At 70.8% G+C, this 26,893-nt stretch carries 15 protein-coding genes; 14 read left to right on the forward strand and 1 reads right to left on the reverse strand.

Annotation, left to right across the window (positions count from 1 at the left end; translation table 11 throughout):
* Nucleotides 1–3: 3 nt before the first annotated feature.
* A complete protein-coding gene (locus ACFVYF_RS12905; RefSeq protein ID WP_389455046.1) occupies nucleotides 4–1,827 on the reverse strand; it encodes a peptide ABC transporter substrate-binding protein in 1,824 nt (607 codons plus the stop codon).
* Nucleotides 1,828–2,141: 314 nt separating this feature from the next.
* On the opposite strand from ACFVYF_RS12905, the gene ACFVYF_RS12910 reads away from it, so the two are divergent.
* The 14 genes from ACFVYF_RS12910 (at nucleotide 2,142) to ACFVYF_RS12975 (ending at nucleotide 26,892) form a co-directional block, all read left to right on the forward strand.
* Nucleotides 2,142–3,377 carry an ROK family protein gene (locus ACFVYF_RS12910; RefSeq protein WP_389455048.1) on the forward strand — a complete coding sequence of 412 codons (1,236 nt, stop codon included), beginning with the start codon at nucleotides 2,142–2,144 and terminating at the stop codon, nucleotides 3,375–3,377.
* A 163-nt stretch (nucleotides 3,378–3,540) separates the two neighbouring features.
* Nucleotides 3,541–5,064, forward strand: coding sequence for a M81 family metallopeptidase (locus ACFVYF_RS12915; RefSeq protein WP_389455050.1), 1,524 nt, complete (start codon nucleotides 3,541–3,543; stop codon nucleotides 5,062–5,064).
* A 330-nt stretch (nucleotides 5,065–5,394) separates the two neighbouring features.
* A complete protein-coding gene (locus ACFVYF_RS12920) occupies nucleotides 5,395–6,381 on the forward strand; it encodes a hypothetical protein (protein ID WP_389455052.1) in 987 nt (328 codons plus the stop codon).
* Between the two features lie 63 nt (nucleotides 6,382–6,444).
* Nucleotides 6,445–8,292, forward strand: a complete 1,848-nt coding sequence (locus ACFVYF_RS12925) for an HSP90 family protein (protein WP_389455054.1) — start codon at nucleotides 6,445–6,447, stop codon at nucleotides 8,290–8,292.
* Between the two features lie 2 nt (nucleotides 8,293–8,294).
* On the forward strand, nucleotides 8,295–11,234 hold the full coding sequence (locus ACFVYF_RS12930) for a hypothetical protein (protein WP_389455056.1): 2,940 nt from the start codon (nucleotides 8,295–8,297) through the stop codon (nucleotides 11,232–11,234).
* A gap of 971 nt (nucleotides 11,235–12,205) precedes the next feature.
* Nucleotides 12,206–13,684 carry a sugar transferase gene (locus ACFVYF_RS12935; protein ID WP_389455058.1) on the forward strand — a complete coding sequence of 493 codons (1,479 nt, stop codon included), beginning with the start codon at nucleotides 12,206–12,208 and terminating at the stop codon, nucleotides 13,682–13,684.
* 73 nt (nucleotides 13,685–13,757) lie between these two features.
* On the forward strand, nucleotides 13,758–15,074 hold the full coding sequence (locus tag ACFVYF_RS12940; RefSeq protein WP_389455060.1) for a nucleotide sugar dehydrogenase: 1,317 nt from the start codon (nucleotides 13,758–13,760) through the stop codon (nucleotides 15,072–15,074).
* Nucleotides 15,064–16,329, forward strand: coding sequence for a glycosyltransferase family 4 protein (locus tag ACFVYF_RS12945; RefSeq protein WP_389455062.1), 1,266 nt, complete (start codon nucleotides 15,064–15,066; stop codon nucleotides 16,327–16,329). The genes ACFVYF_RS12940 and ACFVYF_RS12945 overlap by 11 nt, the downstream gene beginning before the upstream one ends.
* On the forward strand, nucleotides 16,326–17,693 hold the full coding sequence (locus ACFVYF_RS12950) for a Wzz/FepE/Etk N-terminal domain-containing protein (protein ID WP_389455064.1): 1,368 nt from the start codon (nucleotides 16,326–16,328) through the stop codon (nucleotides 17,691–17,693). Before ACFVYF_RS12945 ends, ACFVYF_RS12950 begins: the two co-directional genes overlap by 4 nt.
* Complete coding sequence (locus ACFVYF_RS12955) at nucleotides 17,690–19,210, forward strand: Wzz/FepE/Etk N-terminal domain-containing protein (protein ID WP_389455066.1); 1,521 nt, start codon at nucleotides 17,690–17,692, stop codon at nucleotides 19,208–19,210. Before ACFVYF_RS12950 ends, ACFVYF_RS12955 begins: the two co-directional genes overlap by 4 nt.
* A 3-nt stretch (nucleotides 19,211–19,213) precedes the next feature.
* Nucleotides 19,214–21,142, forward strand: a complete 1,929-nt coding sequence (gene asnB, locus ACFVYF_RS12960) for an asparagine synthase (glutamine-hydrolyzing) (RefSeq protein ID WP_389455068.1) — start codon at nucleotides 19,214–19,216, stop codon at nucleotides 21,140–21,142.
* 25 nt (nucleotides 21,143–21,167) lie between these two features.
* The gene (locus ACFVYF_RS12965; protein ID WP_389455070.1) at nucleotides 21,168–23,360 is read left to right on the forward strand and encodes a bi-domain-containing oxidoreductase; all 2,193 of its coding nucleotides are present in this window, start codon (nucleotides 21,168–21,170) and stop codon (nucleotides 23,358–23,360) included.
* A complete protein-coding gene (locus ACFVYF_RS12970) occupies nucleotides 23,357–25,360 on the forward strand; it encodes an alginate lyase family protein (RefSeq protein WP_389455072.1) in 2,004 nt (667 codons plus the stop codon). The genes ACFVYF_RS12965 and ACFVYF_RS12970 overlap by 4 nt, the downstream gene beginning before the upstream one ends.
* Entirely contained in the window at nucleotides 25,351–26,892 is a 1,542-nt protein-coding gene (locus ACFVYF_RS12975) for a right-handed parallel beta-helix repeat-containing protein (protein WP_389455074.1), read from the forward strand. Before ACFVYF_RS12970 ends, ACFVYF_RS12975 begins: the two co-directional genes overlap by 10 nt.
* Nucleotide 26,893 lies beyond the last annotated feature (1 nt).

Raw genomic sequence — 26,893 nt, forward strand, 5'->3', positions numbered from 1 at the left:
GGCTCAGTCGGTCCACTTCCACTGTGCCGGGTGGAAGTTGGCGAGCGAATCCTGCGAGAAGCCGCCGAGACCGTTCTTCATGACCGAGATCTGGTAGTCGGGCTCCGGCAGCCAGATGACGGGCAGGTCCTTCGCCAGCGCCGCGCTGTAGTCCCGTACGGCCTGCGACGAGGTCGACGTCGTGGACGCGGTGATCAGCCGGTCGACTTCCGGGTTGGAGTAGTTGCCGAAGTTCGAGCCGCCCTTGGTCTGGAACAACGAGTCGCCGGTCGGGAAGGCGCCGAAGTACCAGCTGCCGGCCGTGCCGAAGAACGAGAGCTGCCACGTGCAGATCGACTGGCTCGCGGTGCACTGCGGGGTCTGCGACAGCACCGAGTTGACGGGCGCGGTCTTGATCGAGAACTTGATGCCGGTCTTCTCCAGCGAGGACTGGATCGCGCTCATCATGTTGTCGGTCACGGTCGAACCGGACTGCGACAGGACCTGCATCTGGAACTTGGTGCCCTTCGCGACCCCCTCACCGCACTGCGAGGAGCCACTGCCCGCGTCGGCGCAGACCATGACCCCGCTCTGTTCCTGCCAGCCGTGGCCGGTCAACAGCGCCTTGGCGGCGGACGTGGAGAAGGGGTACGGGTTGTTCTTCTGGGCCGGGGAGACGAAGTCGGACGACTGTGCCTGCGGGACCGGGCCGTAGCCGGGCACGGCGGTGCCGTTGAAGATGACCTTCGCCAGGCTGCTCTGGTCGATCGACCGCTGCACGGCCTCGCGGGCGTAGAGCTGCTTGAACACCGCTCCCATGGCCGGGTTGTTGAAGTTGTACGGCATGTACGTGATCGCCCAGCCGCTCCACGGCTTCACGGTGTACCCCTGCGCGGTGAACCGGTCCTTCTGGTCCAGGTCGGTCGCCTCGATGTAGCCGTAGTCGACGCTCCCGGAACGCAGCGCGTTCTTCTCGGCGTCCGCCGTCGTGAACGGCAGGAGGTTCACGGTCGCGATGTTCGCCTTCTCCCCGCCGTCGTACTTCTTGTTGGCGGCGAGCACCACGCGTCCGGACGTCGAGAACGACTTGACCGAATAGGGGCCGCTGATGGTCTTCCACAGCGGGTCCTTCGCGTACCCGGAGATGTTCTTCGCGGCGGTGTTGAGGTACGTCCACACCTTCTTGGCGCCCGCGGTGGTCCGGTCGGCGTCCGACACGGCGGCCGACGCGCCGGTCTTGTCCCACGCGTGCTGCGGCAGCGGATGGATGTCGCTCAACTCGTTGGCGAGCATCCACTGCGGGTTGTAGGCCTTGTCGAACGTGAGGGTGAAGTGGCGGTCGTCGACCGTCTTGAACGAGGTCCAGTTGTCCGGGGCCTTGCCGGGGTTGTAGCCCGCCCACTGCGCCTTGTTCGCCTTGATGAGGTTGAACCAGAACTCGACATCGCGCGCGGTGATGGGCTTTCCGTCGCTCCAACTGCGGTCGCCCAGTGTGATCTTGACGCTCTTGCCGTCGGACGCGAAGTCGGCTGCGGTGGCTATGGACGCCTGCTTGTTCCAGGCGATCTTGCCCGTCGAACCGTCGTACGCGACGAGCCGCTCCCACAGGCTGTCCGCGATGGAGATGTTGTTGGTGTTGAGATGCGCCGCGGTACCGATCGGAAGAATCCAGTTTGGGGTGAAGTTCGCGGGCAGCGCGTAGTCGATGGAGTCGCGTGAGCCGGACGACGTGTCGCTCGTCCCGGAGCAGCCCGCGAGCAGCAGCGCGCTCGCCGAGGCAGCGGAACCGGCGACGAGCGCCAGACGGCGCGGACGGCGGCGGTCCGCCGTGCGAGCAGGGGAGGACATGGCTCTCCTCAGGTCGGGAGTCGAGGGTCGAGGAATGCGGAACGGGGGCGGGGGACGAGCGTCGAAACTTCGGCGCGTGGCGGAGTCAGTCAACGACCCGACTGTTCGAAGAAACAGACGGCTCCCTGTAAAAAGTCTGTTACTGCCGTTCTGCAAAAAGTGGAGTCGGGTCTACTGGATGCCCGAGCTACTACCTTTCGCGGGTATTTATCCGCACCGTGCATCACGGATGGCGCGCGGTGCCACGACTACCCGAGCCCGGTTTATGGACGTACGCTCAACGCCTCGACCCCACAGCGGAAGTTACTTCGTCCATGCCTGAAAAAAGTGTGCCGCACCGGCGAGGTGCCACGGGCGTCTCCTCCCTGGCCGAGCGCGTCCTCGAACTCCTCGCCTCCGGGCAGGCGACCACGCGTACCGAACTCGCCGCCCTGCTCGGTGCCGCACCGTCGACGATCTCGCTGACGGTGAGTCAACTCATGGCTCATGGACTGGTCGCGGAACAGGGCACGCGCTCCTCCACCGGCGGGCGGCCGCGCAAGGTCCTGCGCCTTGGTGGCAGTGACGGGTTCGCCGTCGCGGCCGAAGTCGGCGGCCGGCACGCGCATGTGGGGGTCGTCCTGCCGGGCGGCGGGCTCACCGACGTGTCGACCGTGCCGTTCGCGACGGCGGACGGGCCCGAGGCCGCCCTGCCCGGACTCGCCCGGACCCTGGAAGCGCTCGCCGAGCGACACGGCCGGGACCAGCTCCGGGGCGTCGGACTCTGTCTGCCTGGACCGGTGGACGTCGAGTCGGGCCTGGTGACGCTCCCGGCACGGATGCCCGGCTGGAACCGCTTCCCCGTCAGGACCTGGCTGGAGGAGCGGTTCGGCGTCCCCGCGGCGATCGAGAACGACGCCAACTGCATGGCGGTCGGCGAACACAGCGTCCAGCCTGCCGAGCGACGCCAGTCGATCATGGTGAAGACGGGCTCCGGCATCGGCGCCGGTGTCATCGCCGACGGAAGGCTGTACCGGGGCGGTACCGGGGCCGCGGGCGAGATCACCCACGTGCGGGTCGAAGCGGGCGACACCCCGTGCTCCTGCGGCAACACCGGCTGTCTGGAGACCGTCGCCTCGGGTGCCGCGCTGGTACGGATCCTGCGTGAGCGGGGCGTGGACGTCGCGTCGGTCGAGGATGTCGTACGCCTCGCCTCCGACGCGGACCCGGAGGCCACCCGCGCCGTCCGCCAGGCCGGCCGCTACCTGGGCATGGTGCTGGCCGCGAACGTCAACTTCTTCAACCCCGACGCCGTGTACCTCGGCGGCGTGCTCTCCACACTCGAACCCTTCGTCGCCGCCGTGCGCAGCCAGCTCTACGAGGGCTGCCATCCGCTCGTGACCAGGCACCTGGTGATCGAGCGGGCCAGCCTGGGCGCGGACGCGGGGCTCGTCGGCGCGGGCCAGTTCGCGCTCCAGCGGGCGCTGGCCCGCGCCCTCCAGTCCATCACCGGGACGGACGCCGGCCGGCACGCCGTACCGCAGCAGAGCGTCGTGCGGACCGACGTGTGACCCCGACAGCGGTTCGGGCGCCGGCCGGCACGCCGTACCGCAGCAGAGCGTCGTGCGGACCGACGTGTGACCCCGATACCGGGACGGGCGCCGGCCGGCACGCCGTACCGCAGCAAAGCGTCGTGCGCACCGACGTCTGACCCCGACCACCGCGCGAGGAGCCATGTCAGCACCCCGAACAGCCGTCGCCCGCCCTGTCGTCGCCGTCGCCGGACTCGGCATCGAGTCGTCGACGTTCTCCCCGGCGAAGACCGAGGCCCCCGCCTTCCATCCGACGCGCGGCACGGACGTCCTGGCGCGCTATCCGTTCCTCGCGCCGGGAACGCCGCTGCGTGACACCGCCGACTGGCGCGGCGCCCTGGTCGGCAAGGCCCTGCCCGGCGGTACGGTGACCGCGGCCGCGTTCGCCGCCCTCTCGGACGAGCTCATCGACCGGCTCGACGCGATACCGCACCTCGACGGCCTCTGGTACGACATCCACGGCGCCATGACGGTGGAGGGCATCGACGACGCCGAGGCCCTGCTGCTGGCCCGCATCCGCGAGACCGTCGGCCCGGACGTGATCGTGTCCACCTCGATGGACCTGCACGGCAACGTCTCGCGCGAACTCGCGCACCTCAGCGACCTGATCACCTGCTACCGCATGGCCCCGCACGAGGACGCCCTGGACACCAAGGAGCGGGCCGCCCGCAATCTCACGGACCTCCTCACCGCCGGTGGGCCCCGTCCCGTCAAGGCCTGGATCCCGGTGCCCGTGCTGCTGGCCGGCGAGCAGACCTCGACGCGGATCGAACCCGCGAAGAGCGTCTACGCGGCGGTCGAGGAGGTGGCGGCGACGGAGGGTGTCATCGACGCCGCGATCTGGGTCGGCTACGCCTGGGCCGACGAACCGCGCAATCGTGCCGCGGTCGTCGTCACCGGATGGTCCGAGGCCGCCGTCGCCGCGGGGGCCGAACGCCTGGCGCGCGGCTTCTGGGAGGCACGGCGCGCGTTCGAGTTCGTCGCGCCGACCGGTTCGCTGGACGACTGTCTGGACGAGGCGCTGGGCTCGGCCGCCCGGCCCTACTTCATCAGCGACACGGGCGACAACCCGACGGCGGGCGGCGCGGGAGACGTCACGTGGAGCCTCGAACGGGTCCTCGGGCGCCCGGAGTTCAGGGATCCGTCCGGCCCGACCGTCATCTACGCCTCCGTGCCCGGTCCTGCCGCGGTCGAGGCCGCGGAGAAGGCGGGCATCGGCGCGACCGTCACGGTCACGGCCGGCGCGGAGGTCGACGACCGGCACGCCGGGCCGCTCACCATGACGGGCGTCGTCCACGCCGTCCGGCACGGTGACCGCGACGCCGAGACCGAGGTCGTACTGCGCGTCGGCAGCGTGTACGTGATCCTCACCCGGCTCCGCAAGCCGTACCACCACGAACACGACTTCACCGACCTGGCGCTCGACCCACGCGGCGCCGACCTCGTCATCGTCAAGATCGGCTACCTCGAACCGGAACTGTTCGACATGTCCGCCGGCTGGAAGATGGCCCTCACACCCGGCGGCGTCGACCAGAACGTCCTGCGCCTCGGCCACCGCCGCATCCGCCGCCCGATGTTCCCCTTCGACCCGGAGATGGCCGAACCGGATCTGGGGGCGCGGATCATCGCGCCTTCGGACGAGCCGCTCGGTGGGGTCGACGAGTAGGGCGGCACGTCACGGTGGCGTCCGCCCTCGGCAGACCACGTCCGTTTGCCCAGGCTTCCGCGTCCGGAAAGCCGCGACCATCTCGAGCGAGTCCTGCGACCAGTTCGGGTACAGCCGGCCGCTGCGCCGTGTCGCCTCCGGCCCACCCGGCCACGTACTCGGCCGCCCGGGCCCACAACCGCTGGATCACGAGGTGGAGTCGTAGCGGCGGCCCCGAGGACCGGGGGAGAACGGGCCCGTGAAGTGCCGGTGAAAACCCTGTGGAAGTAGTGTCGGTGGGGCCGTTTATGCTGCCCCAGACGATCACGCGGGACCAGGGGAGGGCACGGCATGTTCGGCAAGCTGTTCGGCAGGGGTGTGGAGAGACCGGCGGCGGACCCGTACGCCCTTCCTGTCCCGCGCAGGCAGAAGAACGGGATGTACACGCTGCGGGCGCTCGGGGACACGCGGGTGCTCGCGCTGGTGGAGGCCGCCGACGCGGGTGACTGGGAGGCGGTCAAGGCGGCGCTGGGCCCCTTCGACCTCGGCCGCGACCACCAGGTCCTGGGGCAGCTCGCCGACCTGGACGGTGTGCAGGAGTGGATCGGCCAGGCCGTCGAGGAGGACAAGGAGCACCGGGCGACGGCCCTGCTGATATCCGGGGCGCGCCACATCAGCTGGGGCTGGGAGGCGCGCACCGCCGAGCGTGCCGTGAACGTCACGCAGGACCAGTGGCGGGTCTTCCACGACCGGCTCCGCGTCGCCGAGGAGCAGCTGCTCGAGGCCGCCGAGTTGCGGCCGGACTGGATCACGCCGTGGGACCATCTCCTCACCTCCGGGCGCGGCATGTCGCTGGGCCACGCCGTCAAAGAGGCCCGGCTCGACGCCGCTCTGCGCCGTGACCCACTCGACCTGGATATCCATGTCGCGTGGGTGTCGCAGTTGCAGCCGCGCTGGGGCGGCGAGCCCGGACAGGCCCTGGCGTTCGCCCGCGACGCGCTCGGCCGTGCCCCGCAGGGGCACCGACTCGGCTGCGTGATCGCCATGGCGCACATCGAGGAGTGGGTCGAGTCGGACGAGGGGGACTGCCTCGAAACACCCGCGGTCCAGGCCGAGTTGCGGAACGCGGCCGAACACAGCATCCTGCACCCCGCCTACGCCTGGGCCCGGGGCTGGCAGCACGACTTCAACACCTTCGCCATGGCCCTGTCGCTGGCCGGTGAGCGCCACACGGCCCGGCGCGTCTTCCAGACGCTGGACGGCGCCTTCACCAAGTGGCCATGGACCTACTTCGCGGAGCCCGAGAAGCAGTTCGCCCGCCACCACCGCCGTGCCTGAGCACCCGCCGGCCCCGGTGCCGCCTGCCCGCCACCCGTCGCCCCTCCCACTCCGGACTGCCCGATGACTCTGCCCGACACCGCCTCGAACCCGGCCGGCGCCGACCGCACCTTCCAGGTGGATCTGCGCGGCCTCGTCGACCTCCTCTCCCACCACCTCTACTCCAGCCCCCGCGTCTACCTGCGCGAACTGATGCAGAACGCGGTGGACGCGCTGACCGCCCGGCACGCCCTCGAACTGCCCGCGCCCGCCGACGCCTTCGGCATTCGCCTGTACGCCGACGGTTCGGTGGTACGCGTCGAGGACGACGGCGTCGGGCTGACCGAGGCCGACGTGCACACCTTCCTCGCCACGATCGGCCGCAGCAGCAAGCGCGCGGAGAAGATCGCCGAGCAACGCGGCGACTTCATCGGCCAGTTCGGCATCGGCCTGCTCTCCTGCTTCCTGGTCGCGGACGAGATCCACGTCCTGAGCCGCTCCGCCCGCACCCCCGACGCCCCCGCCGTGGAATGGCGGGGACGTGGCGACGGCAGCTACACCGTCCGCACCCTGCCCGCCACCGCCCGCCCCCGGCCCGGCACCACCGTCACGCTGACACCGCGTGCCGACGCGGGCGAGTGGACCCGCCCGGCCCAAGTGCACGCATTGGCCCGGCACTTCGGCTCCCTGCTGCGCCACCCGGTGACCTTCGGGGACAGCACGGGCGGCCCGGGCGCCTCCGTCAACCCCGAGCCCGCACCCTGGGCACGTACGTACCCCACGCCGGGCGCCCGCTCCCGTGCGCTGGCCGCGTACGGCGAGGAGGTCTTCGGGTTCACACCGCTGGACACCATCGAGCTGGACCTGCCGGCCGTGGGTCTGAAGGGCATCGCGTGCGTGCTGCCCGAGACGGTGCCGGCCGGGCGCCGTCACGGCCACCGCGTGCACGTCAAGGGCATGCTGCTGTCCGAGCAGGCCGAGGAGATCCTGCCCGAGTGGGCGTTCTTCGTCCGCTGCGTCGTCGACGCCGAGAGCCTGCGCCCGACAGCGTCCCGCGAGTCCCTGTACGAGGACGACACGCTCGCCGCCGTCCGCGACGCCCTCGCCGAGCGGCTGCGCGCGTGGATCGCCCGGGCCGCCGCCAGCGACCCCGACCTGCTCGCCCGCTTCCTCCAGGCCCACCACCTGGCCGTGAAGTCGCTCGCGGTGCACGACGACGAGATCCTGCGGATGCTGCTGCCCTGGCTGCCGTTCGAGACCACCGACGGGCACACCACCCTCGACGAGTTCGCGCGCACCCACCGCACCGTGCTCGTGACGTCGAGCGTGGAGGAGTTCCGGCAGGTAGCCGCGATCGCCTCGGCCGCCGGACTCGGCGTCGTCAACGGCGGCTACACCTACGACCGTGAACTGGTCCACCGGCTGCCCGAGATCAGGCCCGATGCCACCGTCGCCGACCTCGACCCCGAAACCCTCACCGCCCACCTCGACCCGGTCGACCGGGAGACGGAACTCGCCGCCGCGGCCTACCTCGCCCGGGCCCGCGACGCCCTCAGCGTCTTCGACTGCGACGTCGCGCTGCGCACCTTCCAACCCGCCTCCGCCCCCGCCCTCCTCGTCGACAGCCGCGAGGCCCGGCACGAGCGGACCCGCTCCCAGCTCGCCCGTGAGCAGGAGGGCGGCCTGTGGGGCGACATCCTCGGCGCCCTGCGCCAGGAGGCCCCACGGGCCCAGCTGATCCTCAACCAGCTCAACCCGCTGGTCCGCACCGCCGTCACCATCGACGAGCCCGAACTGGCCCGCACCAGCGCCGAAGCCCTCTACGGGCAGGCCGTGATGCTGTCCCGGCGACCGCTCAGGCCCGCCGAGTCGAGTCTCATCAACCGCTCCTTCCTCGACCTTCTCGCCCACGCCCTCCGCAAGGACAGCTGACGATGCCGACCGCACCCCATCCCCAGAACACGGACGAGCTGTACCAGGCGCTGCAGGAGAACGACCGGCGCCCCTACGGCCGCACCCGCACCGTCACCGCCGAGGAACTCGTCGACGCAGCCGAGCAGTTCGCGGAGCCCGTCCCGCTCATCCAGGCGCTCCTCGAACTCCAGGAGGCGTACACCTACGGCTCCGAACCCCGCAAGTCGCCCGTCGTCTTCGCCCGCCTGCTCACCCTCTTCGACGAGCAGCCCGACGTCTTCGACGAGCGCCTGCGCCACCTGCTGTTCTGGCGGTTCAAGTGGGTGTCCAACGCCCTGCGCGCGCTGCCGGAGATACCGCTGGCCAGCCTGCGCCAGTGGCTGACGGAGATGCGCGACCGCTACGAGAAGGCCGGCCTCGGCCTCCAGCCCTACTACGGACAGGCGTACCAGCTCGCCGCCCACCTCGGCGAGGACACCACCCTCGCCCACGAGCTGTGGGCGGCTCGCACGCGCACCCGGCTCAGCGACTGCGAGGCCTGCGAGATCTGCGAGCGCGCCCTCTACCACCTCACCGCGGGCGACGACGAGCGGGCACTGCGCGCCTGGGAGCCCGTCCTGGCCGGCAAGGAATCCTGCCAGGAGGAGCCGGCCCGCTCCCTGTCGTACGCGCTGCTGCCCCTGCTGCGCACCGGCAGCGCCGACCGGGCACGCGAGCTGCACCTCGCCGGCTACCGGGGCTGCCGCCGCAACCCCTCGATGTCCGGGGAGGTCGGCCGGCACCTGGAGTTCTGCGCGCTGACCGGCAACGAGGCACGCGGCCTGGAACTGCTCGCCGAGAACCGGAACCTGTTCGACGAGGTCGACTCGCCGCTGGACCAGCTCGACTTCCTCACCGGCGTGGAAGTCCTCCTCCAGCGCGTCGGGCTCCTCGGCCACGACGAGCTGCCCGCCGCCGGGTACCCGGGCCGTACCTGGACGGTGGCCGGCCTGCGCGCCGAGGTGCGGGGCCGTGCCGACGACCTCGCCGCCCGCTTCGACGCCCGTAACGGAACCACGGCCCACACCGACCGTCGCCGGGCCCGGCTCGACCGTGCTCCGCTGCTGGACGCGCTGGAACTGACCCTGCGCACCCGCAGCCTCGACGATGTGGCCCCGGCCGCCCCGGTCGCCACGCCCGCCGCCCGTCCGGCCGCCGCCGTCCCCGAGTCGTTGCCCGAACTCATCCTGCGGGCAAGGGCGTTGGAGGAGCAGGGGCACCCGGACGCACAGGCCTGCTGGGCGCGCCTGCGTACGCTCGCCGCCGCGCGCGACTACACCCACCCCGAGGACCCGGCCGTGGGCCCGCTCGTACAGCTGCGCGCGGACCTGCTGGCCGAAGAGGCCAACCGGGCGGGCGAGAACGACGAGTTCGCCGACGCCGCCGCCCTCCACGAGGAGGCCGCGGCCCTGTACGACGACGCCGGAGCGCCAGGTCACGCGGCGCTTTCCCGAGCCTGCGCTCTGCTCGCCACCGCCGAGATTCCGGTGGAGGGCGCCGACGGAGCCGAGGCGAAGGCCGCCGGGCTGACCGCCGCCCACGCCTCCATGGTCCGCCTGCAGGAGGAGACCCCTGGCCTCGCTCCCTACCAGGAGGCCCGCCTGCTGCGGCTGCGGGCGACTGCGCTCGGCCTGCGGCTGCAGGCCTCGGGCAGCGAGGAGCACGTCCTGCCGGTCTACGCCGAGGTGGACCTGCTGCACGCGTTCGCCACCCGGCACGACATCGCGGGGCAGCTTTCCGGCGCCCTGCTGCTGCGGGCCAGCACCCACGCCATCTCCGGTGACCTGCCCGCCGCGGTCACCGAGATCGACGCCCTCCTCGACCGGCTGAAGGCGCACGGCCCCGACTGGCACCTGCCCCGCGCGCTCGGCCTGCGCGGCCGGCTCCAGCTCGGACTCCGGGACGCCCAGGCCGCCTGCGCCGACCTCACCGAAGGCCTGCGACTGGCCGCCGACTGGCCGGCCGACGCGGTCGACACCAGCCGCCTCCACGGCGATCTGGCCGAGGCCTGCATGCAGCTGGGCCGCCCCGACGAGGCACTGCGGCACCTGACGCGCTCGGCGGAGGCGGACCTGCGGCGCGGCAGCCGGACGGACGCGTTCTGCGCCTACAGCAACGCGGCCCAGCTCAGCCTCGACCTGGGCCGCGTCGAGGACTGCATCGCTCTGCTCGACTCCCTGCTGGCCGAACCGGACGTCGCCGCCGGAGAGGTGGACGACCGGCTTGTCGCTCAGCTGCGTCTGACCCGCGCCCGCGCTCTGCACACGGGGGAGGACCTCAAGGCGGCGACGGCGGAGTTCGTCACCCTCGCGGCCGAGTCGGCCGGCTGGGACGACGACCCGGGGAGCCACGCCATGATCGCCGCCGAGGCGGCCGTACTCCTCGGCGAGTCCGGCGAGTTCGGCCGGGCCCGCGAAGCCGCGGACCAGGCACTCGCCGCCCATGCCCGAGCGCCGCGCTACGAGCAGCTCAGCAACTGCCTGCGCGAACTCGCCCGCCTCCAGGCCCAACAGCAGGGCTCGGACGGCCTGGCCGACGCCCTCGACCTCCTCTCCAGCGCCGGCCGCATCGCTGATGAGGCCCGCGCCGCCGAGTACGAGGAACGCGGCCGCTCCCTGGACACCGCCCTTGCGTACGAACACGGGCGGGTCAACGCCTACGCCGGTGAGTACGAAGACGCCCTGGCCGCCCTGGAGAAGGCCCTCGCCCTGCTCGGCGAGCCGGGACCGGAAAAGGACCGCGCCGGGGAGTGGGCCGAGTGCGTCCGTCTCGCGGGTGCCGTCGAGGGCATCTACATGGAACGCCCCGCCCCCGCCCTCACCCGCCTCGACGCGGCCGTCTCCCGCCTGACCGTCCTGGGCCACACCGAGGAGACCGAGCCGCTGATCTCCCTGGCGGCCCGGCTGCGCGACGAGGAGTGACGCGGCGCGGTGCCGGGGCGACAGCACGCTCCGGCACCGGGGCCGCCCTTGCGTGAGTGACGCGGCGGTGCCGGGGCGGCAGCCCGCCCCGGCACCGGGCCCGCCTCCGCTGGGCCTCGACGACGAGCACGGCCTGGAGCCGGCGATGCGCTCCTGCGACCTGCTGCACGCATTTCGTTTCTGGTCGGCCTCCGGGGTCGACCCCGCCAGTGCGCGCGCCGAGCCGGGCGGAGCATTCAGGTCCTCTCCCGCTGCTACGCCGGTTCCTGGCTGACGCGCGAAATCGCGCCAACAGCCCGATCAGGGACGTCGGTTGCGGTACCACTGCGCGAATGCCCCGCCTGCTGAGGCGAGTTCGGACGGACGCGAGGCGTATGCCTTGCCGCCCACGCCCGTATCCGGCAGCCCGTGATCACCGACAAGTTCCGCTGGACAGGCCTGAGCGCAGCCGGCCGGCAGTGCGAGGACGCCCAGGGGCTGCCGGTGCGGGCAGCCCGGAGATCTCCCGTCATCACAGGTCAGGCGCGTCTTCGTCATCAGGGCACCCGCAGGCGTTTACCGGTCCGTGGATCCAGCTTCAAATCTTGAGCACAAATTACACACATCCCTCTCTTCAGACGGGCCCTGATGGTCTAGATTGACCGTGCTTCACATGCGGGGATACCAGCCGACAAATGATGATCTATAGGTCCATTGTTACGGACAGCCAGCAGCTGCGCCTTCGAGCCGGATGCGGGAGTGATCAATTCTTGGAGCCCGCGAGGGGGGCTTTGGGTGCGGGGAGCACCTGAGGTTTCGACGGGTTCCCGCGCACCTCGAGAATCTGGCAGGACTTGCGAGTCTGCTGCCGTCAGGGTGGGTTTTGAAGTAGCGCTGAAATAGCCGGGATGTCATGCGCGGGGGGCGGGGGCCCCTAGGGGGATAAACAGTGTTGGGCGACCACGTCGAAATACTGGGGACCGGGGGGTTCTGTGCAACAGGGGGGATTAGTCGGCCCATTTCCATCGGCGCGCAGGCGTCTGACGGACGGGGTAATCAGTCGGCCGGCGAACGACTGGGAGCAGCGGTACCGCCGTACCGTGATCACCAGCGATACCGTGGCCACCGCCTTGGTGGTGGCAGGGATCGGCAACTTCTTCGGGGCCCGGGACGCGGCCAACTGGCACGAGAAGTGGGGAATTCTCGCCTTCGGCACCGAGCTGCTCGTGCTGGGAGCGCTTGCGGTGAGCCGGTCGTGGGCTCCGGCCGTGCTCGGCCAGGGTGCCGAGGAATTCCGCCGGCTCGGACGCGCGCTGTTCACGGCGACCGTCGTACTGGCACTCGGCGGGATCGCCCTCACCTCGCGCAACATCAAGCTCTGGATCTTCGTCGCGATCCCCGCGATCGCTCTCGTCACCATGATTGCGCGGTATCTCCTCCGCCTCTCGCTGCACAGACAGCGGAAGGAAGGGCGATGTCTGAGACCGGTGCTCGCTGCCGGCAGCCCGGCCACCGTGCGCGACCTGATCACCCGAACCCGCAAGCTCCCGCACCTCGGCTGGCGGGTGGAGGCGGTGTGCACGCCGGACGGTCTCGGACTCGATGGTGACCAACTGGACGGAGTGCCGGTCGTCGGCCGACTGACGGACGTCGCCGGCCACGTCCACTGCGACGGTTACCGTGTCGTGGCGGTCACACCGGACCCGCACTGGTCACCGGACCGGCTGCAGCGGCTGGCCTGGAACCTCGAAGGCAGCGATGCCGAGATGGTCGTGGCCCCCGTGCTGATGGAGGTGGCCGGCCCGCGGCTGCACGTCGACGCGGTGCTCGGGATCCCGCTGCTGCGAGTCAGCATGCCGACCTTCACCGGGGGACGCCGTGCGGTCAAAGGGGTCGTCGACCGGATGGGCGCAGCGATCCTGCTGATGCTGTTCGCGCCGCTGATGGTGTTCGTCGGGCTGCTTGTGCTGGTGGACAGCCCTGGTGGGGCGTTCTACCACCAGCGCAGGGTCGGCAAGGACGGCCGCGAGTTCACCATTCTCAAGTTCCGCACCATGGTCGCCGGTGCTGACGGGGCACGTGCCGCGCTGGCCGACCGCAACGAGGGCGCAGGCCTGCTGTTCAAGCTCCGCCGGGATCCGCGGGTGACCCGGGTGGGAGCAGTGCTGCGCCGGTACTCGATCGACGAGCTCCCGCAGCTTGTCAACGTGCTCACCGGATCGATGTCGCTCGTCGGTCCGCGGCCGCCGCTACCGAAGGAGTCCGCTGAGTACGGCCCTGACATCCGGCGGCGACTGCTGGTCAAGCCCGGGCTCACCGGTCTGTGGCAGATCAGCGGACGCAGCGACCTGTCGTGGGAGGAGGCGGTCCGGCTGGACCTGCGATACGTGGAGGACTGGTCGCTCGCCCTGGACACAGTGATCTTGTGGAAGACGCTGCGTGCGGTGGTCTATGGGCAGGGGGCCTACTGATGCGCGGGGATCGTCGTCCGGCCGGCACGCGGACCGCAGGCCGGAAGGGCCTGCCCAGGGGGAGGAACGCGTCATGAGGGTCAGCGTTTTCGGGCTCGGCTATGTGGGCTGTGTGTCGGCCGCATGCCTGGCCAGCATGGGGCACGAGGTCATCGGGGTGGACGTGAACCAGGTGAAGGTCGACCTGGTCAACGACGGCAGGGCCCCGGTGGTCGAGGAGCGGATCGGCGAGCTCATCACCGAGGTCGTGCGTACCGGAGCGTTACGCGCCACCGAGGACGTGCGTGAGGCGGTCATGGGCAGCGAGGTGTCGCTGATCTGCGTGGGTACACCGTCGGAGCCCAACGGCAGCCTGTGCACCACGTACTTGGAGCGGGTCACCGAGCAGATCGGCGCCGCGCTGGCCGAGCGGGGTGGGCGGCACACCGTCGTGTTCCGCAGCACCATGCTCCCGGGCACCTGCCTGAACCTGCTGGTACCGATCCTGGAGAAGTACGTCGGCGGCACGGCCGGGGTGGACATCGGGGTCGCGGTCAACCCGGAGTTCCTGCGCGAGGGCACGAGCGTGCAGGACTTCTTCGATCCGCCCAAGACCGTCATCGGCGAGCTCGACCCGGCAAGCGGCGACGCGGTGACGGCGCTGTACGAGGGCTTGCCCGGCGAGGTGTTCCGGGTGCCGGTCCCGACGGCCGAGGCGATCAAGTACGCGGACAACGCCTTCCACGGCCTCAAGATCGGCTTCGCGAACGAGCTGGGAGCGGTGTGCCAGGCGCTCGGGGTGGACTCGCACCAGGTGATGGATGTGTTCCTGGCCGACCGCAAGCTCAACATCAGCCCCGCCTACCTGCGGCCCGGCTTCGCCTTCGGTGGCTCCTGCCTGCCCAAGGACCTGCGCAGCCTGGTCCACGCGGCGCAGCGGGCCGACGTCTCGGTGCCCATCCTCGCCCACGTGCTGCCCTCCAACTCCGACCATCTGCAGCGCGCGGTGGAGCTGGTCGAGCGCACCGGCAAGCGCCGGGTGGGCCTGTTCGGGTTGTCCTTCAAACCCGGCACCGACGACCTCCGCGAGAGCCCGCTCGTAGAGCTGGCGGAGAGGCTCTTCGGCAAGGGGTACGACCTCAAGATCTACGACGCCAACGTGAGCCTTTCCCGGCTGATCGGCGCGAACCGCGAGTACATCGAGACCCGGCTGCCGCACCTCGCGCAGCTGCTCGCGGATTCTGTCGGGGAGGTGCTCGAGCACGCCGAGGTGTGCCTGGTCGGGACCAGGGATCCGGCCGTGCTGTCGGCGCTGCCCCATGGCGACGGCCCGATGATCGTCGACCTCATCCACCTTCCCGACGCCGAGACGCGCCGGTCCGAACGGGGGTACATGGGCCTTGCCTGGTAAAGCAATCAGCGACGACGGGTCGAACCGACGCGCGCTGATCCTGGTGGAGAACCTGTCGGTGCCGTTCGACCGACGGGTGTGGCAGGAGTGCACGACGCTGCGCGACGCAGGCTGGACGGTGCACGTCATCTGTCCCCGGGGGGAGAAGCGGGACACGGAACCGGAGGCGGAGATCGACGGGGTGCGGATCCACCGCTACCCGTTGCGCGCGGCCACCGGAGGACCGGCCGGCTACCTGCGGGAGTACGGATCGGCGTTGTGGCACACGGTCCGGCTGGCCCGCAAGGTCGGCCCGGTCGACGTGGTCCACGCCTGCAACCCGCCGGACCTGCTGTTCCTGCCGGCCCTGTGGCTGAAGCGGCGCGGGGCGCGGTTCGTCTTCGACCAGCACGACCTGGTACCCGAGCTGTACCTCTCCCGGTTCGACCGCGGCGAGGATCTGCTCTACCGGGCCGTGTGCGCGCTGGAACGCCTGACCTACCGGGCCGCGGACGTCGTACTCGCCACGAACGAGAGCTACCGGGACGTCGCGATGCGCCGTGGCGGCCGGCTGCCGGCGGACGTTTTCGTGGTGCGCAGCGCGCCCCAGATCGACCGGTTCCAACCGGTGCCGCCCGAACCGGAGTTGAAGCGTGGCAAGCCTCATCTGCTGTGCTACCTCGGCGTCATGGGCCCGCAGGACGGCGTCGACTACGCCTTGCGGGCCCTCGCGAAGCTGCGCGACGAGTTCGGGCGGACCGACTGGCATGCGGTGTTCGTCGGCGCCGGCGACGCCTTCGACGCGATGGTGGAGCTGTCCCGGAGGCTCGGTCTCTCCGAGCAGGTGCAGTTCACCGGGCGCATTCCGGACGCCGACCTGGTGCGCTATCTGTCCACCGCGGACGTGTGCCTTTCCCCCGACCCGCGCAATCCGCTCAACGACGTGTCGACCATGAACAAAGTCCTGGAGTACATGGCGATGGGCCGACCGATCGTCTCGTTCGAACTGCGGGAGGCGCGCGTCTCCGCCGGCGACGCCGCCGTCTACGCGCCCGCCAACGATGAGGCCGAATTCGCCAAGCTCATCGCGCTGCTCCTTGACGATCCGGAGAAGCGGGCCGGGATGGGCAGGATCGGCCAGGAACGGATCAGCGGGCAGCTTTCCTGGCGGAACTCGCAAGCGTCGCTGCTCGCCGCCTACGCCGCTGCGTGCCGTGACCACACTCCGGTGTCGGCGAGCGGCCCGGTCCGCACAGGGAAGAGGCAGCGCCCTTGAGCGATGACACGATCCGCCTGGTCACGATCGGACGGATACTCCGTCGACGGTGGCGGCTTCTCGCCGTCCTCGCCGTGGTGGGCGCGCTCGTGGGCTATGGCGCATCGGTGGTGTTTCCGCCGCGGTACACGACCTCGGCATCGGTACTGCTGGCGGGGCAGTGGGAAGAGCGCGAGTTGCTGACCCAGGTGGACATCGCGACCAGTTCGACGGTGGTCGACCGCGCGGCCGCCAAGCTCGGCTGGACGGGCGTCAGCGACACCGAGCTGCGGGATCGAGTGACCGCCAAGGCCACCGACGGGAACATCATCAAGATCTCGGGCACCGCCGACACCCCGGAGCGCGCGCAGCAGCTCTCCGACCAGGTGGCCAAGGAATTCGTGAGTTTCGCCGCGCGGATCGCAGGCGGCAGCTCCGACTCCGAAGCGGCTACGGGGCCCGAGGCTCTGCGGCAGCAGGTGCGGGAGACCAACCGCCGCATCACCGATCTGGCGAAGGCGGCCGATCCGGGGCAGACCGTGGAGAGCGTGCAGGCCCGCACTGCGCTCGAAGAGCTGCGGACCTCGCTGGAGGAAGCCATGACGAAGCTGGACCAGGCCGACCCGGCGACCACCAAGACCGGCATGGTCGTCATGGGTCCTGCGGCCCGGCCGACCGGCGAGGCGGCGCCGACGAGGACGCAGCTCATCGTCGCCGGGGCGCTGCTGTTCTTCCTGCTCGCGGTCATCGGTCATCTCGTCGTCGCACGCGTGAACCGCCGACTGCGCACCGAACCGGAGATCGCTGCGGCGCTGGGCTCGGCGCTGCTGGGTACCGTCGAGGTGCCTGATGAACGGGGCGCCCACCGGCCAGAAGGCGGGGGCCCACGAGCCTGGAGCCGCCGGCTCCTTGGCGTCGACACCCGGTGGGACATACCGAGCCCGCAGAGATCCGGCGACGAGGCCGGTCGGCGGATCCGCTACCGGCGGGTGTGCGCTCGCCTCCGTGACCAGCTTTCGGCCCCCCGGCGGCTGCTGGTTGTCGTACCGGACGGCGATGAGATCGCCCGCCGGGCCGCCGGGCAGCTCGTGGCCGAGGCCAAGAGCGATCCGCTGCTGCGGGTGGTGGAGGTTTCGGTGCACCGGCCGATAGTGCCGGACCGCGACACCGAGTCCGGCGCTCTGGTCCTCCTCAGCGCGGGCAGCTGGACCGCAGAGGAGCTCGCCGGTATCGCCGAGGCGTGTGCGGACGGCAGGCATGAGGTGGTCGGCGTCGTTGTCGCCGGTACGGTCCGGGCCGGTCCGACGCGGTCTGCCGGCCATCCTTCGGATGAACCCACTCCCGCCCTCGCGGTTCGCGGCCACGCGACGGGAGGTTCGGTGTGACGACGAGTGCGACTTCGGAGTCGTCTGCAGCCACTCCGCTGTTTGACCTGCAGGCACTGGTGGTGGCGGTGCGCAGGCGCCGCCGCCTCTGGTGCGCCATGGCGCTGATGGGACTGTTGGCCGGTGCGGTGGTGGCGGTCCTGCTGCCGCCGCCGCCGAGCGCGGTGACCAAGGTTCTGGTCGCGCACGCGGAGGACCAGCCGAACGACACCGGAACGCTGATCCGCACCGACGTCCAGCTGCTGGGGACCACGCGGATCGCAGAGCTGGCCCTACGGTCCCTCAAGTCCCCGGAAAAACCGGAAGACTTCCTCCAGGACTACCGGGGCACCGGCCTGACCAACAACCTGCTGCAGATCGATGTGACGGGTGACAGCGACGCGGATGCGGTGGCACGGGCCAAGGCGCTGGCCGACGCGTTCGTCGCGGACCACGTGCGGCGAATGCAGGAAGCCGCGAAGGCCGAGGCCAAGGCTCTGAGCGACCAGCGTGACCGCATGATGGACGAACTCGCCCAGGTCAACAAGGAGATCGGGGGCAGATCGCCGGAGAGCGACCCGACGGCGTCGGCGAGCGTCGAGTCGCTCTTCGCCCGCCGGGCGGAGCTCAACTCGCGGATCGCCGATTTCGACCTGCGCGCAGAGGAGGCGCGCACCGGCAGGCCCAAGGTCATTGCCGGTACGCAGATCGTGGACGCCCCGCGCGCGGTGCGGCACTCCCTGCCCAGGGCCGCTGTCACCGACTCCGCGATCGGGCTCGTCCTCGGGCTCGTCCTCGGACTCGCGGTGGCCGCGGTCGGCACGGTGGTGGCCGACCGTCCCGTGCTTCGCCGGGATGTCGCGGCGAACCTGGGCGCGTCGGTCATCGCTGAGCTGCCCCGCCGGTCGGGCAGGCGGTGGCAGCGCCGACGGACCCGGGCGGCACACGAACGGCTGACCGCGACCCTGGCCCGCACCGTGCGAGGCTCCGCGGAACCCGTGTCGCTGCTGGAACTCGGCTCTGCACGCAGCGCGAGCGTGATCGCCCTGGACCTCGCCAGGGCGCTGGCGGCGGACGGGCCGGTGGTCGTCATCGATGGTTTGCCCGGCCTGCAGCTCGCAGGCCGCCGCCGGAAGCCAGGAGACCCCACCGTGGTCAGCGGCGAGCGTGCCGAGGCCGTGTCGCATCAGGAGCGCCGACTCGGCGTCGGCTCGGTGGCGCCCGGCACGGCGTGGACCGACCTCCAGTACCTCGGCACTCAGACCGTGCTTGTCGTGCGTGCCGGGCACGGCAGTGCCGCATGGCTGCACACCGTGGCGCGGCAGCTCGCGGACCAGTGCATTCCGGTGATCGGTGTGGTGCTGATCGACCCCGATCCGCGTGACCGGACCGACGGCACGCTGTGGGACGGGCTGCACACCGCGCTGCGCGGCCGGTACGAGATACCGGCCCGGCAGAACGGGACGGGCGGGCGGCGGACGGAGCGGCAGCCGGTGTGGGCCGCACGGGGCCCGGACAACGACCAGGAAGCGCGGTAGGACATGTGTGGCATCGCAGGCACTTACCGATGGCCGGACGGGAAGGTCGTGACCGACCGGCTCACCGATACCCTCGCCCACCGCGGTCCGGACGGAGCGGGCCGGTACGGCCACCCCGTCGGTGACGGCGAAGTGCACCTCGGGCACCGCCGGCTGGCCATCATCGACCTGTCCGAGACCGGCGCCCAGCCGATGGTCTCGGGCGGCCTCGCCCTTACCTACAACGGCGAGCTGTACAACGCACCCGAGCTGCGTGCCGAACTGGCAGCCGCCGGGGTGCGCTTCCGCGGTACCTCCGACACCGAGGTGCTGCTCGAGGCGTGGCGGCGGTGGGGCACCGACTGCCTGCCCCGGCTGCGCGGCATGTTCGCGTTCGGGATCTTCGACGAGCGAACCGGTGAACTCGTGCTCGCCCGCGACCAGCTCGGCATCAAGCCGCTGTTCCTGCTCCGGCGCGGTGCGGGCCTGGTGTTCGCCTCCGAGCTCAAGGCGCTCGCCGCCGGGACTGGCGGAACGCTGCAAGTGGACCATGCGGCGCTGGTGGCCTCGCTGCTGTACTACTGGGTGCCGGACTCACGGTGCGCGTTCCGCGAAGCGGAGAAGCTGCCGCCGGGGAGCTGGCTCCGGTGCCGGCCCGACGGCCGGGTGGAGCGCGGCCGGTACTGGAACCTGAAGGACGTCGCCGCCGAGGGCCAGGAGCGTGCCCGCAGCGGCGAGCAGCCGGACCTGGCCGCCATCGTCGAGGAGTCGACCCGGCGCCACCTGCTCTCCGACGTACCCGTGGCGACCTTCCTCTCCGGCGGTCTCGACTCCAGCTACCTGACCGCGCTGGCGGCCCGCGACCGACCCGGGATCTCCGCTTACACGATCGGGTTCCGCGCCGAGGACGCCAAGTTCGAGGCGATGCCGGACGATCTGCGCTACGCCCGGCAAGTGGCCGAGCGGTTCGGTATCGACCTGCATGAGATCGAGATCGCCCCGAACGTGCTCGACCTGCTGCCGCAGATGACGTACCACTTGGACGAGCCGATCGGTGACCCCGCTGCGATCAACACGTTCCTGATCTGCTCGGCCGCCCGGGAGGCCGGGGTCAAGGTGATGCTCTCGGGGATGGGCGCCGATGAGCTGTTCGCCGGTTACCGCAAGCACCTGGCCAACTTGCTTGCGCTGCGCTACCAGCGCATCCCGCGGCCCCTGCGGCGCGGGGTGTCCAGGGCCGTCGACCGGCTGCCGGTCGCCACGGCCCGCCGCGGGTACCGGTCGGTGCGCTTCGCGAAGCGGTTTCTCTCCTTCGCCGACCTGCCGGAGGAGACCGCGTTCCGGCGCAGCTACACCATGTACGACCAGGACGAGCTGCTCGCCCTGGTCGATCCGGACCTGGCCGGGACGGTCGAGGACGTGCTGACCGAGCATGCCGACATCTACCAGGACAACGACCTCGACGACTTCGTCAACCGCATGTGCCTGGGCGACGCCCGGATGTTCCTGCCGGGCCTGAACCTCGCCTACACGGACCGGTCGAGCATGGCCGCCTCGACCGAGGTGCGGGTGCCGTACGTGGACGTCGAGGTGGTCAAGGCGGCGTTCGCCGTGCCGGGCGACCGCAAGATCGTCGGACGACAGGGCAAGGCCGTCCTCAAGGAGGCGGCCGCCTCGATCCTGCCCCGGGAGATTGTGTACCGGCCGAAGGGTCTGTTCAGCGCCCCGCTGCGCGCCTGGATGAGCCGGGATCTGGCACCCCTGGTGCGCGAGGTGGTCAACGACGGTGTGCTCGTCAACTCCGGGCTCCTGCGCCGCGACGCGCTGGCGCGCATGGTCGCCGAGGACGCCGCCGGGCAGCGGGACTTCTCCAAGCATCTGTGGCATGTGCTGACGCTCGAGTACTGGTATCGCGACGCGACCTCTGGCTCCGGCCAGAGCCAAGCGGCTTGACGGCGTATAGACAAGAGGAGCTCGGGTGAAACAGGTTGTTCAGAACTACAAGAGTGGCGAGCTGGCGGTGCTCGACGTGCCGGTGCCGGGATGCAAGCCGGGCGGTGTGCTGGTCCGCACCGCCTACTCGCTGATATCCACCGGGACCGAGCTCATGAAGGTGTCCGAGGCCGGGATGTCGATGCTGGGCAAGGCCCGCTCCCGGCCGGACCAGGTGGCCAAGGTCATGCAGAGCGTGGCCACCAACGGGGTGCCCGCCACGTACCGCAAGGTGATGGGCAAGCTGGACTCCTATACGCCGCTGGGCTACTCGCTGTGCGGGGTGGTCGAGCAGGTCGGCACCGGGATCGACGATGTGAAGGTCGGCGACCTCGTGTCCTGTGCCGGCAATGAGCACGCGTTGCACGCCGAGCTGAACTGGGTGCCGAAGAACCTCTACGCCCGGGTGCCGGACGGCCTCGCGCCGCGGCACGCGGCCTTCGGCACCGTCGGGTCGATCGCGCTGCAGGGCGTCCGCCGCGGCGAGTCGCAGCTCGGGGACGTGGCGCTTGTCATCGGCCTGGGGCTGATCGGGCAGCTGGTGGTGCAGCTCCTCACCGCCTCGGGGGTCCGCGTCGTCGGGGTCGACCCCGATCCGGTGCGCTGCGAGCTCGCCGAGCGCCTGGGCGCCGCAGCCTGCGGCGATCCCACGTCCGCCGCCGTGGAAGCAGCCGTCGCCGAACTGACCGGCGGTCACGGCGTGGACCAGGTGTACCTGGCCGCCGGCGGCGGCAGCAACCAGCCCGTCGAGCTGGCCGCCCGGCTCTGCCGGGACCGCGGCCGGGTCGTCGACATCGGCAAGTGCCGCCTGGACCTGCCGTGGAACGCCTACTACGAGAAGGAACTCGACGTTCGGTTCTCGCGCTCGTACGGCCCCGGCCGCTACGACCCGGAGTACGAGCTGGAGGGGCGGGACTACCCGATCGGCTACGTGCGCTGGACCGAGCGCCGCAACCTCGCGTGCTTCCTCGATCTCCTTGCCCGCGGCAGCGTCGACGTGGAGCCCCTGGCCTCCCACATCGCCGACTTCGAGGACGCCGTCGAGACCTACCAGCGCCTGAAGGACGGCGACCTGAAGGCCGTGGCCGTGCTGTTCCGGTACCCCGAGCAGAAAGAGGAAGCGGGAGAAGCGGAGGCCCCGGCGGTGACCGTGCCCGCGGTGAACAGGCGCAGCGGCGGGGCGTCCACCCCGGCCCGGTCTGCCAAGGCACCGGTGCGCCTTGCGTTCGTCGGCGCGGGAAACTATGCGACGTCGATGCTGCTGCCGCACCTGGCGCAGCGCGACGGCGTCACGTTGTCGACAGTCGTCACCACGACGGCGCTGTCCGCGGCTAACGCGAAACGGAAGTTCGGCTTCGCCGAGGCGACCACCGATCTCGACGCCGTGCTCGGCGACAAGTCCATCGACGCGGTGTTCGTCGTCACCCGGCACAGCTCGCACGCCGAACTGACCCGGAAGGCCCTGCTGGCCGGCAAGACAGTGTTCGTGGAGAAGCCCCTGGCCCTCACCGAGGACGAACTGGCCGGCGTGCTCGCGGCGGTGGAGGAGTCCGGCAACGACCGGCTGCAGGTGGGCTTCAACCGCCGGTTCGCGCCGCTGCTGCAGGAGGCCAGGAAGCGGTTCGGCGCCCGGACCGGTCCGGCGAGCCTGCGCTACCTGGTCAACGCGGGCCGGCTGCAGCACGGCAGCTGGTACCTCCATCAGGGCACCGAGGGCTCGCGGTTCGCCGGCGAGGGTGGACACTTCATCGACACGGTGAGCTGGCTGCTCGAGTCCGACCCCGTCTCGGTGTACGCGGTCGCCACGTCCGGCAACGAGGACCTGCAGGTCGTGCTGCGCTACCCGGACGGGTCCACCGCCACCATCAGCTATGTCACCACCGGCGCGGCCGGCTTCCCCAAGGAGACGCTGGACCTCGTCGCCGACGGCAAGGTGCTGAAACTCGACGACTTCGTCCGCGCCTCGGTGTACGACCGTAAGCGGTGGACCAGTTCGCGGCTGCCCAAGGCCCGGGACAAGGGCCAGTCCGCCGAGTTGGCCGCGTTCATCAAGGCCGTGCGGACCGGCGGCCCGATGCCGGTGCCGCTGGAGTCGCTGGTCGCCACGACTTCGGCCACTCTCGCCGTGCAGGCCGGCCTGGCCGGCGGCGCGCCGATGACGTTGGCGAGGGCGCGATGACTGTGAGCTCGGGGAGTCCGGCCTGGTACCTGCGCCGGCTGTCCCGGATGGGACCGAGGGAGGTCGGCGGCCGGGCGGCCGACGCGGTGCGCAGGCGCCGGTGGCGGTCGGCGCGGCCGGACTGTCCGAGCGTGACCGGCGCCCGGTTTACTGCGGTACTGCCCGCCGGGACGATCGCCGCAATTCCTCCGGATGCCGCGAAACGTCTCATCGCCGAGGCGGACCGGCTGATGTGCGGGCACGCCGAGTACTTCGGGGTGGTCCGCGACGACCTGACCGACCCGGACTGGTGGCGCGACCCGAAGACCGGGCGCCGGGCTCCGTGGGGTTACGCCTTCGACGTCCCGTACCGGAACGAGGACGCGGTGGGGGACATCAAGCAGATATGGGAGCTGTCCCGGCATCAGTACCTCACCGTGCTCGCTGCCGCCTATGCGATCACCGGGGACGAGCGGTACGCCGAGCGGGTGGCTCAGCACCTGCGGTCCTGGTGGACGGCCAACCCACCGCTGCGCGGCGTGCACTGGATCAGCGGCATCGAACTGGGCATCCGGCTGCTGTCCTGGGTGTGGATCCGCCGGCTGCTCGACGGCTGGCCGGGCGCGGCCGGGCTGTTCGAGGGCAACCCGGTGGCACTGAACCAGATTTGGCACCACCAGCGCTGGCTGGCCGCCTTCCCCAGCCGGGGGTCCTCGGCCAACAACCACGTCATCGCCGAGGCCGCCGGGCAGTTCGCCGGGGCCTGCGCGTTCGGCTGGTTCCCCTCCTCGGCACGTTGGAGAGCCGACGCACTGCGGTCGCTGGAGCGACACCTGCGGGGCAACACCTTCGACTCCGGGCTCAACCGCGAGCTGGCCACCGAGTATCACGGACTGGTGCTGGAGCTCGGCCTGGCCGCGGTGGCCGAGGCCGATGCTGCCGCCGTTCCGGTCCCCGCGTCGATCCGACAGGTACTGCTGCGGATGACCGACGCACTCGCGGCCATCGTGGACAACCGGCTACGGCCGCCGCGTCAGGGGGACGCGGACGACGGGCGCGGTCTGGTCGTGGACGGCGCGGGCACCGACCGCTGGGCCTCGCTCCTTGCCACCGGGGGTGCCGTGTTCGGTCCGCTCGCCTGGTGGCCGGCGGTGGCCGGCACCGATGTGCGCACCCCGCTGCTGGCCGCGCTCATCCGGCCGTACGCGATGAATGGAACCTCACCGGCCGTGACCCGACCGGCAAGCCGACCGGCCCACTTCGCCGACGCGGGAATGACCATCCTGCGCGGTCCGGAGGAGATCTGGTGCCGCTGCGACGGCGGTCCGCACGGCTTCCTGTCCATCGCCGCGCACGCCCACGCCGACGCGCTGTCCGTGGAGGTCCGGCACGACGGGGTCGACGTGCTCGCCGACCCGGGGACGTTCTGCTACCACGGGCAACCCGGGTGGCGGCAGTACTTCCGCTCCACCCTCGGCCACAACACCCTGCAGCTGGACGGCAGCGACCAGTCCGTCTCCGGCGGCCCGTTCCTGTGGACCCGGCACGCCCGCAGTCGCGTCCTGGCCGCGGACACCTCCGACACCTCCGACGGGGGGATGGCCCGCTGGTGTGCTGAGCACGACGGTTACCAGCGCTCCGTGCACCGCCGCCGGGTGGAGCTGACGGCCGCGAGCCAGGAGCTGAGGGTGGTCGACGAGGTCCGCGACCAACACGGCCTGCGCCGGGCCGTGCGGCTGGCGTTCCACCTCGGCCCGGCGATCGCCGCGGACCTGGCGGACCACCGGGTCGTGCTCACCTGGATCCGGGACGGCGAGGAGCGATCCGCGGTGCTCGACCTGCCTGGGCAGCTGTCTTGGCGGGCGCATCGCGGCGAGACCGCCCCGCCGCTGGGCTGGTACTCCGCCGGCTTCGGGCGCAAGGAACCCACCATCACGCTGGTCGGCACCGGTTTCACCGACGGCGTGGACGGGTTCACCACCGTGCTCAGGTTCCGCGGCCGGGGGGACGCGTGGGGATGAAGAGGCGGCGCTGGGCGTTTGCGGCGGCACCACTGGCGCTGGCCCTGCTGGCAACCACCGGCTGTGAGAGCACGTCGGGAGCCAAGACGGATTCGAAGGCCGCGCCATCCGCGTCCGCGACGTCCGCACCCCGATCCGTGGCCCGGGTGTGCGCCAACCCCGCGGCTGGGCCGGCGAAAGCACCGGCGGGCTCGGTGACGGTCGACCCAGAGGTGGTCGGCGACCTGGCAGCGAAGACCAAGAGCAGCCCTCCGAACACCACGTTCTGGCTTCGACCGGGCAAGCACAGGCTCGATCCGGACCGCTACGCCCAGGTCATCCCCAAGAAGGGGGACCGCTACCTCGGTGCGCCGGCCGCCGTGCTCGACGGGCGGAAGAAGAACCAGTACGCGTTCGGCGGCAGCGCCCGCAACGTCACCATCCGCTACCTGACCGTGGAACGTTTCGTGGCGCCGCCCGACGAGGGTGTGGTCAACCATGACTCGGCCGACGGGTGGGTGATCGAACACGCGACGATCCAGCACAACGACGGTGCCGGGCTGATGGCCGGTGCCCGCCAGAAGGTCCGCGCCAGCTGCCTGCGTGAAAACGGTCAGTACGGCATGAACGCGTACAAGGCCAACGGCCGTATCAGCGGCCTGGTGGTCGAAGACAACGAGATCGTGGGCAACAACACCGGCGACTGGGAGCGGCGGCGGGAGGGCTGCGGCTGCACCGGAGGCATCAAGTTCTGGGCTGTCAACGGCGCCGACGTGCGCGGCAATTGGGTGCACGACAACCGCGGAACAGGGTTGTGGGCGGACACCAACAACAACGACTTCCGCATCGAGAACAACGTGCTCCAGGACAACGACGGTGCCGCGCTGATCTACGAGACCAGCTACAACGCGGTCATCCGGAACAACATGATCCGGCGGAACAACTGGGTCGAGGGTCGCAGGGAAGCCGACCGCGGCGACACCTTCCCGTTCGCGACCGTCTACCTGTCCGAGTCCGGCGGCGAACCACGGATCAAAGCCCGCACCGACAAGATCGAGATCTACCGGAACGTGCTGGAGAACAACTGGTCCGGGATCACCCTGTGGGAAAACGCCGACCGCTTCTGCAACAGCCCGGCCAACACCTCGTCCGGAGACTGCACCTTGCTGGTGCGGGACGCCCACCGTTGCGCGGAGCCGGCGATCGCCAAGCCACCGCTCTTCGCCGACTGCCGGTGGAAGACCCAGCGGGTGGACATCCACGACAACCGCTTCATGCTGGACAAGTCCGTCGTCAAGTGCACGGTGAAGTGCGACCGCATGGCGGTCCTTGCCAACTACGGCACCTATCCGGACTGGTCGCCGTACCAGGGTGAGCGGGTGGCCGAGGCGGTCACCACCAAGCAGCGCAACCGCTGGCACGACAACGTCTATCTCGGACCATGGAAGTTCGTCGCACACGACCCGAGCCGGGTGCTCGACCTGGGGCAGTGGCAGGGCACGCCGTATCAGCAGGACGCGGGCAGCACCTTCCGCCCACAGGCCGGTGGTTGAG

This window comes from Streptomyces sp. NPDC058274 (genome assembly GCF_042881375.1).
Taxonomy (GTDB): Bacteria; Actinomycetota; Actinomycetes; order Streptomycetales; family Streptomycetaceae; genus Streptomyces.